This window comes from Pseudomonas sp. NFACC16-2, assembly GCF_900119205.1.
GTDB lineage: Bacteria > Pseudomonadota > Gammaproteobacteria > Pseudomonadales > Pseudomonadaceae > Aquipseudomonas > Aquipseudomonas fluorescens_Q.
This window is the reverse complement of record NZ_FPIX01000060.1, coordinates 1-11,959: the sequence shown is the minus strand read 5'-3', so window position 1 is coordinate 11,959 and position 11,959 is coordinate 1. Positions and strand designations below refer to the sequence as shown.

The 11,959-nt window shown below is 60.4% G+C and carries 10 protein-coding genes and 1 pseudogene; 10 read left to right on the top strand and 1 reads right to left on the bottom strand.

Annotated elements, in window-relative coordinates:
* Positions 1-40: 40 nt before the first annotated feature.
* The 6 genes from BT116_RS28130 to BT116_RS28105 all read left to right on the top strand — a co-directional run bounded on the left by BT116_RS28130 (position 41) and on the right by BT116_RS28105 (position 7,082).
* Entirely contained in the window at positions 41-1,342 is a 1,302-nt protein-coding gene (locus tag BT116_RS28130) for an ABC transporter substrate-binding protein (RefSeq protein ID WP_072348862.1), read from the top strand.
* Between the two features lie 232 nt (positions 1,343-1,574).
* Entirely contained in the window at positions 1,575-2,483 is a 909-nt protein-coding gene (locus BT116_RS28125) for a carbohydrate ABC transporter permease (protein WP_003198535.1), read from the top strand.
* Entirely contained in the window at positions 2,476-3,321 is an 846-nt protein-coding gene (locus BT116_RS28120) for a carbohydrate ABC transporter permease (RefSeq protein WP_003198539.1), read from the top strand. The genes BT116_RS28125 and BT116_RS28120 overlap by 8 nt, the downstream gene beginning before the upstream one ends.
* A 2-nt stretch (positions 3,322-3,323) precedes the next feature.
* Positions 3,324-4,484, top strand: a complete 1,161-nt coding sequence (locus BT116_RS28115) for an ABC transporter ATP-binding protein (RefSeq protein ID WP_072348860.1) — start codon at positions 3,324-3,326, stop codon at positions 4,482-4,484.
* Positions 4,485-4,614: 130 nt separating this feature from the next.
* The gene (locus BT116_RS28110) at positions 4,615-5,961 is read left to right on the top strand and encodes a carbohydrate porin (RefSeq protein ID WP_072348858.1); all 1,347 of its coding nucleotides are present in this window, start codon (positions 4,615-4,617) and stop codon (positions 5,959-5,961) included.
* 266 nt (positions 5,962-6,227) lie between these two features.
* Complete coding sequence (locus tag BT116_RS28105) at positions 6,228-7,082, top strand: D-hexose-6-phosphate mutarotase (protein ID WP_072348856.1); 855 nt, start codon at positions 6,228-6,230, stop codon at positions 7,080-7,082.
* A gap of 131 nt (positions 7,083-7,213) precedes the next feature.
* On the opposite strand, the gene BT116_RS28100 is transcribed toward BT116_RS28105, so the two are convergent.
* Positions 7,214-8,074 carry a MurR/RpiR family transcriptional regulator gene (locus tag BT116_RS28100; protein ID WP_170842276.1) on the bottom strand — a complete coding sequence of 287 codons (861 nt, stop codon included), beginning with the start codon at positions 8,072-8,074 and terminating at the stop codon, positions 7,214-7,216.
* Between the two features lie 196 nt (positions 8,075-8,270).
* On the opposite strand from BT116_RS28100, the gene zwf reads away from it, so the two are divergent.
* From zwf to BT116_RS28075, 4 genes and pseudogenes are all read left to right on the top strand, one after another.
* The gene (gene zwf, locus BT116_RS28095; RefSeq protein ID WP_072348854.1) at positions 8,271-9,740 is read left to right on the top strand and encodes a glucose-6-phosphate dehydrogenase; all 1,470 of its coding nucleotides are present in this window, start codon (positions 8,271-8,273) and stop codon (positions 9,738-9,740) included.
* Positions 9,727-10,440 (top strand): 6-phosphogluconolactonase, encoded by a 714-nt coding sequence (gene pgl, locus BT116_RS28090; protein WP_072348852.1) that lies wholly within the window; start codon positions 9,727-9,729, stop codon positions 10,438-10,440. The genes zwf and pgl overlap by 14 nt, the downstream gene beginning before the upstream one ends.
* A 17-nt stretch (positions 10,441-10,457) precedes the next feature.
* Positions 10,458-11,123: a bifunctional 4-hydroxy-2-oxoglutarate aldolase/2-dehydro-3-deoxy-phosphogluconate aldolase gene (locus BT116_RS28085; protein WP_013692437.1), complete on the top strand. Its 666-nt coding sequence runs from the start codon at positions 10,458-10,460 to the stop codon at positions 11,121-11,123.
* A 496-nt stretch (positions 11,124-11,619) separates the two neighbouring features.
* Positions 11,620-11,959, top strand: a pseudogene (locus BT116_RS28075) (group II intron reverse transcriptase/maturase); the annotation flags it as partial.

Genomic DNA, 11,959 nt, shown 5'->3' with positions numbered 1-11,959 from the left:
TCCAGACTTGCATGCATAACAACAAGAAAGGTAATTCTAGATGAATGCGATTTCTCGCCTCGCTACTGTCATTTCTCTTGCTTCCCTGCTTCCCGTCGCAGCCTTCCCTGTCACTACCCTTGCCGCCGAATCCAAAGGTTCCGTGGAAGTCGTCCACTGGTGGACGTCGGGTGGTGAAAAAGCCGCGGTCGATGTGCTCAAGGCCCAGGTAGAAAAAGACGGCTTTACCTGGAAGGACGGCGCTGTCGCCGGTGGTGGCGGTTCCACTGCCATGACTGTGCTCAAGAGCCGTGCCGTGGCCGGCAACCCACCGGGCGTCGCCCAGATCAAGGGCCCGGACATCCAGGAATGGGCGTCCACCGGGCTGCTCGACACCGACATCCTGAAAGATGTTGCCAAGGCCGAGAAGTGGGACAGCCTGCTCGACAAAAAAGTCTCCGATACCGTGAAGTACGACGGTGACTACGTCGCCGTGCCGGTGAACATCCACCGCGTCAACTGGCTGTGGATCAACCCGGAAGTCTTCAAGAAAGCCGGCATCACCAAGAACCCGACCACCCTCGAAGAATTCTATGCAGCCGGCGACAAGCTCAAGGCCGCGGGCTTCATTCCGCTCGCCCACGGTGGCCAGCCTTGGCAGGACAGCACCGTATTCGAAGCCGTGGTGCTCTCGGTCATGGGCGCTGATGGCTACAAGAAAGCTCTGGTCGACCTGGACAACAAGGCGCTGACCGGTCCGGAAATGGTCAAGGCGCTGACGGAGCTGAAGAAAGTCGCGACCTACATGGACGCCGACGGCAAGGGCCAGGACTGGAACCTGGAAGCGGCCAAGGTCATCAACGGCAAGGCCGGCATGCAGATCATGGGTGACTGGGCCAAGAGCGAGTGGACCGCGGCGAAGAAAGTCGCCGGCAAGGACTACGAGTGCGTGGCCTTCCCGGGCACCGACAAGGCCTTCACCTACAACATCGACTCCCTGGCGGTGTTCAAGCAGAAAGACAAAGGCACTGCGGCCGGTCAGCAGGACATCGCCAAGGTCGTGTTGGGCGAGAACTTCCAGAAAGTCTTCAGCATCAACAAAGGCTCGATCCCGGTTCGTAACGACATGCTCGGCGACATGGCCAAGTACGGTTTCGATTCCTGTGCCCAGACCGCTGCCAAGGACTTCCTGACAGACGCCAAGACGGGCGGCCTGCAACCGAGCATGGCGCACAACATGGCGACCACGTTGGCGGTACAGGGTGCGTTCTTTGACGTGGTGACCAACTACATCAACGACCCGAAAGCCGACCCGGCCGATGCTGCCAAGAAACTGGGCGCAGCGGTTCAGTCCGCGAAGTAATTAGCGCCGCTTCCCTTGTGGGAGCGAGCTTTTGTGGTGAGGGGATTTAGCGAAACGTCGCACCGCCCCGATGGGTCGCGCAGCGGCCCCGAAAAGTCGCAATGGCGGAGTGTCAGAAACACCGCATGCAATGGCTTTGCGGCTGCTTCGCAGCCGATCGGGGATAAATCCCCTCGCCACAGAGCTCGCTCCCACAAAGGGATGCCCTTGTAACCTTGTTTTGGATCTTCCCATGAGTTCTGTTGCTGTGTTCAGCAAGGCCTCGCCGTTCGATGCATTGCAGCGCTGGCTCCCGAAACTGGTGCTGGCGCCGAGCATGTTCATCGTCCTGGTGGGCTTCTATGGCTATATCTTGTGGACGTTCGTCCTGTCGTTCACCACTTCGACGTTCCTGCCGAACTACAAATGGGCAGGCCTGGCGCAATATGCCCGGCTGATGGACAACGATCGCTGGTGGGTGGCGAGCAAGAACCTGGCACTGTTCGGCGGCCTGTTCATCGGTATCACCCTGGTGATCGGCGTGTTGCTGGCGGTGTTCCTTGACCAGCGCATTCGTCGCGAAGGGTTTATCCGCACGATTTACCTTTACCCGATGGCGCTCTCGATGATCGTCACCGGTACAGCCTGGAAATGGCTGCTCAACCCGGGCATGGGCCTGGACAAATTGTTGCGTGACTGGGGTTGGGAAGGCTTCCGCCTGGATTGGCTGATCGACCCGGATCGCGTGGTGTACTGCCTGGTGATCGCTGCGGTGTGGCAGGCCTCGGGCTTCATCATGGCGATGTTCCTGGCCGGCCTGCGGGGTGTCGATCAATCGATCATCCGTGCCGCGCAGATCGATGGCGCGAGCATGCCGCGCATCTACTGGAAAGTGGTGCTGCCAAGCCTGCGCCCGGTGTTCTTCAGCGCCGTGATGATCCTGGCGCATATCGCGATCAAGAGCTTCGACCTGGTGGCCGCGATGACGGCCGGTGGCCCGGGTTATTCCTCCGACCTGCCAGCAATGTTCATGTATTCCTTCACCTTCAGTCGCGGCCAGATGGGCATGGGCTCGGCCAGTGCAATCCTGATGCTCGGTGCGATCCTCGCAATCATCGTGCCTTACCTGTACTCCGAGCTGAGGACCAAGCGTCATGACTAGTCTCGCTGCCAAACCTTCCATCAGCCTGAGTCGCATCGCCATCTACGCGGTGCTGATCCTCGCCGTATTGCTTTACCTGGTGCCGTTGGTGGTCATGTTGTTGACCAGCTTCAAGACGCCGGAAGACATCAGCACCGGCAACCTGCTGAGCTGGCCGACCGTGGTCAGCGGCATCGGTTGGGTCAAGGCCTGGGCCACGGTGGACGGCTACTTCTGGAACTCGATCAAGATCACCGTCCCGGCGGTGCTGATCTCCACCGCGATCGGTGCATTGAACGGCTACGTGTTGTCGATGTGGCGCTTTCGCGGCTCGCAGTTGTTCTTCGGCCTGTTGCTGTTCGGATGCTTCCTGCCGTTCCAGACCGTCCTGCTGCCGGCCTCGTTCACCCTCGGCAAGATGGGCCTGGCCAGTACCACCACGGGCCTGGTGTTCGTGCACGTGGTCTATGGCCTGGCGTTCACCACGCTGTTCTTCCGTAATTACTACGTCAGCATTCCCGACGCGCTGGTCAAAGCTGCGCGGTTGGACGGTGCGGGTTTCTTCACCATTTTCCGGCGGATCATCCTGCCGATGTCCACCCCGATCATCATGGTCTGCCTGATCTGGCAGTTCACGCAGATCTGGAACGACTTCCTGTTCGGCGTGGTGTTTTCCAGTGGCGATTCGCAGCCCATCACGGTGGCGCTGAACAACTTGGTCAACACCAGTACCGGGGCCAAGGAATACAACGTTGATATGGCGGCGGCGATGATCGCCGGGCTGCCGACCCTGCTGGTCTATGTGGTCGCAGGCAAGTATTTCGTGCGCGGTCTGACGGCCGGCGCAGTCAAGGGGTAATCATGGCAACGCTTGAACTTCGCAACGTAAACAAGACCTATGGTGCCGGCCTGCCGGACACCCTGAAGAACATCGAGTTGTCGATCAAGGACGGTGAGTTCCTGATCCTGGTCGGACCTTCGGGCTGTGGCAAGTCGACGCTGATGAACTGCATCGCCGGCCTCGAGACCATCACTGGCGGCGCGATCATGATCGGCGACCAGGATGTCAGCGGCATGAGCCCGAAAGATCGCGACATCGCCATGGTGTTCCAGTCCTACGCGCTGTACCCGACCATGAGCGTGCGCGAGAACATCGAGTTCGGTCTGAAAATCCGCAAGATGAACCAGGCCGCCATCGACGAAGAAGTCACCCGCGTGGCCAAGCTGCTGCAGATCGAACACCTGCTCAATCGCAAGCCCGGCCAGCTTTCCGGCGGCCAGCAACAGCGCGTGGCCATGGGCCGGGCGCTGGCGCGGCGGCCGAAGATCTACCTGTTCGACGAACCGCTGTCCAACCTCGACGCCAAGCTGCGGGTCGAGATGCGTACCGAAATGAAACTGATGCACCAGCGCCTGAAGACCACCACGGTCTACGTGACCCACGACCAGATCGAAGCCATGACCCTGGGCGACAAAGTGGCGGTGATGAAGGACGGGATCATCCAGCAGTTCGGTACGCCGAAAGACATCTACACCAACCCGGCCAACCTGTTCGTGGCGAGCTTCATCGGTTCGCCACCGATGAACTTCATCCCGCTGCGCCTGCAACGCAAGGACGGTCGCCTGCTGGCGCTGCTCGACAGCGGCCAGGCCCGTTGTGAACTGCCGATGGGCATGCAGGACGCCGGCCTGGAAGACCGTGAAGTGATCCTGGGCATGCGCCCGGAGCAGATCATGCTGGCAGGCAGCGAGCCCAACGGCTTGCCGACCATTCGCGCCGAAGTCCAGGTCACCGAGCCCACCGGGCCGGACACCCTGGTGTTCGTCAATCTCAACGACACCAAGGTCTGCTGCCGCCTGGCGCCGGACGTGGCACCGCAGCCGGGGGAAACCCTGACGCTGCAATTCGATCCGTCGAAGGTGCTGCTGTTCGACGCGCAGTCCGGTGAACGCCTGGGCGTGGCTGGCCAGCCGCAAGCCGATGCTCGGTCGGCGAACGTGGCGCAGTTCAAAGGCCGATGAAGAACAAATGAGGGAGTCAACGTGCTCCCACAAAGAAGGAGTATGCGGTGAGTGGGGGACCACCCGCCGCAATCGTTGTAAACCGCGTTAGATAAAAACAGTTAATAACAATAAAGACGAGGATGTAGGGATGAAGAAGAAAAATAACGCCCAGCTTATCTGCCAGTTGTCAGCCGTTGCGGCGATGATGCTGGCCGGTAGCGCACAGGCTGCCGACGCCTTCAGCGCCGATTCGCCGTGGATGACGGGTGACTGGGGTGGTAAGCGTACCGAGCTGATCGAGCAGGGTATCGACATCAAGGCCGACTACGTCGGTGAAGTCGGTGGCAACCTGCATGGCGGCTACAACAACGACAAGACCGCGCGTTATTCCGACCAGTTTGGCCTGGGCGTGGCGCTGGACCTGGAAAAGCTGTGGGGTTGGGATAACACCCAGGCCAAGATCCAGCTCACCAACCGTAACGGTGAAAACATTTCCAACGACCGTGTCGGCGACCCGCGTGCCGGCACCTTGAGTTCTTCCCAGGAAGTCTACGGCCGTGGCCACATGGTCCGTCTGACCCAGTTGTGGATCAAGCACCAGTTCCTCGACGGCAAGCTGGACGTCAAGGCCGGCTACTTCGGCGAAGGCGAAGACTTCAACACCTTCCCTTGTGAATTCCAGAACCTGGCCTTCTGCGGTTCCCAAGTGGGTAACTGGGCGACCGGCATCTGGTACAACTGGCCCGTCAGCCAGGCCGCGATCCGCGTGAAGTACAACCTCACGCCTGAGTTCTATGCGCAGATCGGCGCATACAACCAGAACCCCTCGCAACTGGAACACGGCAACGGCTTCAAACTCAGCGGCAGTGGTACCAAGGGCACCGTGATTCCGGTCGAATTGGTCTGGTCGCCGAAGGTCAACAACCTGCCGGGTGAGTACCGTGTGGGTTACTACAAGAGCACGGCCGATGCCAATGACGTCCGTGAAGACGACAACGGTGACGATGCCGCGACCACCCTTAACGCCTATCGCAGCCACGATAGCAAGCACGGCTACTGGTTCGTGGCACAGCAACAACTGACCACGCACAACGGTGACGCGTCCCGCGGCCTGAACATCGCCGCCAACGCGACCTTCCACGATAAGGACACCAACATCGTCGACAACTACCAGTCGCTGATGTTCGTGTACAAGGGGCCATTCGATGCGCGTCCAAAAGATGACATCGGCATCGGTTTCTCCCGCATCCATGTCAACGATGACGTGAAGAAAAACGCCGAGCTGACCAACGCGGCCAATGGTGTCAGCGACTACAACGATCCGCTGTTCGCGCCGTTGCGTGACACTGAGTACAACTACGAGCTCAACTACGGCATCCACGTCACCAACTGGCTGACCGTGCGTCCCAACCTGCAATACATCACTCACCCAGGTGGTGTGGATGAAGTCGACAACGCGCTGGTGGCCGGCCTGAAAATTCAGTCGGTGTTCTAACGCTGTTGCGATAAGCTCCTCTCTATGTGCGCATATTTGCGGACGGCCAAGGCTGTCCGCTTTTTTTTGTGAAGTGCTTGGCTGGAGCAGAACCCTGTGGCGAGGGATTTATCCCCGCTGGACTGCGAAGCAGTCCCCAACCAGTAACCTGATGCACTGAGTTGCCAGTTTCAGGGCCGCTGCGCGCCCCAGCGGGGATAAATCCCCTCGCCACAAAAGTGTGCATCATCCAGTTGAGTATTCAATGATCTCCAGGACCGCGGCCCATGCATGAGCATCCGCTACAACGCTTTTTCAGATCCTTGCGCGAACGCCCGGTGTTCGCGTGGGAGCGCTATCGGCAGCGCGATGTGTTGGTGATCGACCACCCGTTGTGCCAGGCGGTGTTCAGTCGCCAGGGCGCACAGTTGCTGCATTTTCAGCCCAAAGGCCAGAAGCCCTGGTTGTGGTGTGCGGCCAAGTGGCCGCAAGTCGGTGCGATACGCGGTGGGGTACCGGTGTGCTGGCCTTGGTATGGCCGCCATCCCAGCGAAAACGCCTGGCCGTCCCACGGCTGGGCGCGGTTGATCGAGTGGAAACTGCTCGACAGCCACAGCGATGAAAACGGTGTGCATTTGCACTGGCAACTGCAACTGTGCGACTGGCAAGTGGACTTGCATGCAGACCTGGGTGAGCGGATGGAGCTGCGCTTGAGCACCGAGCACCAGGACAGCCTGCCATGCCAGTTGAGCCAGGCCTTGCACGCCTATTGGCGTATCGGTGATGTCGGTGAGGTAGCGCTGTCTGGGCTGGAGGGCGCACAGGGCTACGACCAGTTGAGCCGTGCGGTTTGCCAGCAGGAAGGCGAGTTGCGGGTCGAGGGTGGCTGCCAGCGGGTATTCCAGCATGAGGGGCAATTGCAGCTCAAGGACCACGCCTGGCAGCGCGAATTGTGCATCGACACCGGCGACAGCGCCGACACCGTGGTCTGGCATCCCGGCGCGCGGCCGTTGCTGGGGGTGAGTTGGGATGAGGTCAGTGAATTCGTCTGCGTCGAAGCGGCCAGTGGCGGCACCGACAGCCTGTGCCTGGCGCCGGGGGAGCGGGCGCACCTGAGTTTGCAGGCGTGGGTGGGGGCTTAACTCTGGATCGTTCCCACGCTCCGCGTGGGGATGCAGCCCGTGACGCTCCGCGTCACTGGACGCAGAGCGTCCCTTGAGGCATTCCCACGTGGAGCGTGGGAACGATCAGGCAGCGAGGCTTCTGGATCGGTTCAGTTGAACTCATCCCCAACCGGATAACGGCTGGCGTTCAAACTTTCCTTGATCTTGCGCAGATGCGGCTGGAAGTCCACGCCCCGACGCAGGGTCATGCCGGTGGCGAGCACGTCCAGTACGGTGAGCTGGATGATCCGTGAGGTCATCGGCATATAGATATCAGTGTCTTCTGGCAGGGGGATGTTCAGGCTCAAGGTGCTGGCCTTGGCCAGTGGCGAGCCTTCGGCGGTCAGGCCCAGCACCGACGCGCCGTTTTCCCGGGCGATGCGCGCCACTTCCACCAGCTCACGAGTACGACCGGTGTAGGAAATGATCACGAACAGTTCACCGGTATGGGCCACGGACGCGATCATGCGCTGCATCAGTACGTCGGCGTGCGCGGTCACTGCCAGGTTGAAGCGGAAAAACTTGTGCTGGGCATCCAACGCTACCGGGGCGGAGGCGCCGAGACCGAAGAAGTGGATCTGCCGGGCCTGGATCAGCAGGTCCACGGCGCGACTGATCAAATTGGGATCAAGGGCCTGGCAGGCGCTGTCCAATGAGGCAATGGCACTGCCAAAGATTTTCCGGGTATAGGCTTCCGGGTTGTCGTCGGCTTCCACCGCACGGCTCACATAAGCAGCGCCGCTGGCCAGGCTTTGGGCCAGTTGCAGCTTGAGTTCCGGGTAACCGCTGACGCCGAACGAGCGGCAGAAACGGTTGACGGTCGGTTCACTCACCGAAGCCGCCTGGGCGAGGGCGGCGATGCTGAAGCGGGTCGCCTGCTGCGGGTTGAGCAGGATGATCTCGGCCACCTTGCGTTCGGCCTTGTTCAGGTCTTCAAGGCGACTCTGGATCTGTTCCAGTAAATTTCGCACGCGGTCCATACAAGATTCCTAGGAAGACGGGTCTTTGATACGACCCTTTGCGGTGGCCTATCCTACTGATGGCTCCGACGGACCACCACTCGGAATCGGTGTTTTCGAAAAATGTTGTGGTTATTACTACATTTTTCCTTGAGTGATACCTTGAAAAAAGGTATTTGTAGTTTAACTTGATAAAAGAACAAACATCATGCCTTCGATTACGGTTGAACCGTGCACCTTTGCCTTGTTCGGCGCGTTGGGCGATCTGGCCTTGCGCAAGCTCTTTCCTGCCCTGTATCAGCTCGATGGCGCCCAATTGTTGCACGAGGACACGCGAATCATTGCGCTGGCCCGTGAACCCGGCGGCGAGCAGCAGCACCTGGCGTTCATCGCCGCCGAACTGCGTCGCTACGTCGGTGAAAAAGACCTGGACGAAGCCGTACTCGAGCGCTTCCTGGCACGATTGACCTACCTGCACGTGGATTTCCTCAAGGCCGACGATTACGTCGCCTTGGCCGAAGCAGTCGGTTCGACCCAACAGGTCATTGCCTATTTCGCCACCCCAGCGGCGGTGTATGGGGCGATCTGCGAGAACCTGGCGAAGGTTGGCTTGAGCGAAAACACCCGTGTCGTGCTGGAGAAACCCATCGGCTCGGACCTGGAGTCTTCGCGCAAGGTCAACGACGCCGTGGCGCAGTTTTTCCCGGAAAACCGTACCTATCGCATCGACCATTACCTGGGTAAAGAGACGGTCCAGAACCTGATCGCGCTGCGGTTTGCCAACAGCCTGTTCGAAACCCAGTGGAACCAGAACTACATTTCCCACGTGGAAATCACCGTGGCCGAGAAGGTCGGTATCGAAGGTCGCTGGGGCTATTTCGACAAGGCTGGCCAACTGCGGGACATGATCCAGAACCACCTGTTGCAGTTGCTGTGCCTGATCGCCATGGACCCACCGGCCGACTTGTCTGCCGACAGCATCCGTGACGAGAAGGTCAAGGTGCTCAAGGCCCTGGCGCCGATCAGCCCGGAAGGCCTGACCACCCAGGTGGTGCGCGGCCAGTACATCGCCGGCCACAGCGAGGGCAAGTCGGTGCCTGGCTACCTCGAAGAACCCAACTCCAACACCCAGAGCGACACCGAGACGTTCGTCGCCCTACGCGCCGACATCCGCAACTGGCGTTGGGCCGGGGTGCCGTTTTACCTGCGCACCGGCAAGCGCATGCCGCAGAAACTGTCGCAGATCGTCATTCACTTCAAGGAGCCGTCCCACTACATCTTCGCTCCCGAGCAGCGCCTGCAGATCAGCAACAAACTGATCATCCGCCTGCAACCGGACGAAGGGATTTCCTTGCGCGTGATGACCAAGGAGCAAGGCCTGGACAAGGGCATGCAATTGCGCAGCGGTCCGTTGCAACTCAACTTCTCCGATACCTATCGCAGCGCACGTATTCCCGATGCCTACGAGCGGTTGTTGCTGGAAGTCATGAACGGCAATCAGAACCTGTTTGTCCGTAAAGATGAAATTGAAGCCGCGTGGACGTGGTGTGACCAGTTGATCGCCGGATGGAAGAAATCCGGCGATGCGCCCAAGCCGTATGCGGCTGGGTCCTGGGGGCCGATGAGCTCCATTGCACTGATCACGCGGGATGGGAGGTCATGGTATGGCGATATCTGAATTGAAACTGCCGCAGGGCGTTAGCGCCCATGAGTTCAAGAACCCGGTGGTGCTGGCCGAAGGCCTGGCGCTGAACGTGGCCGAGCAGTTGCGCAATGCAATCGACGCGCGCGGTGCGGCGACCCTGGTGGTCTCCGGTGGCCGCAGCCCGGTGGCGTTTTTCCAGCACCTGGCCAAGCAGGCGCTGGACTGGTCCAAAGTGGTGGTCAGCCTGGCCGATGAGCGCTGGGTACCGGTTGAACACGCCGACAGCAACGCCGGCCTGCTCAAGCGTTACCTGCTGCAAGGCGCGGCGGCCAAGGCCCAGTTCCTGAGCCTCTACAGCGCCAGCAGCAACCTGGAAGCGGCTGCCGAACAGGCGGATCGCTTGCTGGCCGAGCTGCCGCCCATCGACGTGCTGGTCTTGGGCATGGGCGATGACGGACACACCGCCTCGCTGTTCCCTGGCAGCCCGAACCTGGCCCAGGCACTGGACGCCAATGGCACACGTCGTTGCTGGCCGATGCTGGCGCCGACCGTGCCGCACCAGCGCTTGACCATGAGCCGCGCCTTGCTGGCTTCGGCGCAACACAAAGTGCTGTCGATTTCCGGTCAGTCGAAATTGACCACCTTGAACGCCGCGGTGGCAGGTGACGATGTCGCCAAAATGCCGATCCGCGCGTTCTTGCAACCTACGTTAGAGATTTACTGGTGCCCATGAACCAAGGATCAGCCGCTATGACAAACCCATCCCCGACCGTTTCCATGGCGGACAAAGTTGCCCTGATCGACAGCCTCTGCGCCAAGGCGCGGATCCTGCCGGTGATCACCATCGCCCGTGAACAGGACATCCTGCCATTGGCCGATGCCCTGGCTGCCGGTGGCCTGACGGCGCTGGAAGTGACACTGCGTTCCCAATACGGCCTCAAGGCCATCCAGGTGCTGCGCGAGCAGCGTCCGGAACTGGTGACCGGTGCCGGCACGGTGCTCGACCGTCACATGCTGGACGCCGCCGAGGCTGCCGGTTCGCAGTTCATCGTCACTCCGGGCATCACCCGTGATCTGCTCGAGGCCAGCGTCTACAGCCCTATCCCGCTGCTGCCCGGCATCAGCAACGCCTCGGGCATCATGGAAGGCTACAGCCTGGGCTATCGCCGCTTCAAACTGTTCCCGGCCGAAGTCAGCGGCGGCGTCGCGGCTATCAAGGCCTTGGGTGGCCCGTTCGGCGAAGTGAAATTCTGCCCGACCGGCGGCGTGAGCCCGGCCAACATCAAGAGCTACATGGCGTTGAAAAACGTGATGTGCGTGGGCGGAAGCTGGATGCTTGATCCTGAATGGATCAAGAACGGCGACTGGGCCCGCATTCAGGAATGCACCGCCGAGGCCTTGGCACTGCTGGACTGATTGTTTTACCGAACCTCGTTGGGTGTTCTACGGTTTTACGGTGCGCTTGGTCGGCGCGCCGTTTTTTTTGGTGCGCCAGGCATGGCGCGTTGCGCGCAAGCGCAACCAGCTTGGCTGTGGTGGTCACGCTGGTGACTTGGAGGTGCAAGTCCTCTACACACCCGGCAAGGGGAAGTGTTAGCCAGAGGCAAGGGTGTCGCGGGCGACTGCGAATCTGAAGGAAGCCCGAGGCAAAATGCTGGCCTGACGAACAGGAAGCGGATTAGGCGGCACAGCGGGGTAAGAAGGCCAATATCTTCAAAGCCCGATACTTGCACGGAACGCTGTGACGTAGATCCGACAGGCATAAGCAGGAAGGTCGCGCGAATTACCCTGGGAGATCTGCCCGTTTGCCAGTGTGCTACCGAGCGTCGAGAGGCGACGGGATGAACGTGTAGAAGTCAGCCGAAGCCGTAGTAAGTGGCGGTTAACCGCGTCACCAAGGGCCGAACAGGTTGTGCCGCCGGTAGGCGTCAGAGTCTCGTTGAATATCGAAATGCAGAAATTTCTCCCAGAGAAGACTGTGACTCCGAGTCCTGGACAGAATTCGAGGATGACGGCTGACAGCGCACAGGTATCGACGGCGTTTGTGACGTGGACGAACGCGGAGCCGGACACGCTGATGGAGCGAGTGCTTGCACCCGCCAACCTCAGACGTGCGTATCAACGTGTGGTCAGCAACAAGGGCGCACCGGGTGCCGATGGCATGACGGTGGAGCAACTGGCGCACTACACGAAACAGTATTGGCCGATCCTCAAGGCCCGGTTGCTGGCCGGCGAGTACCACCCGCAAGGTG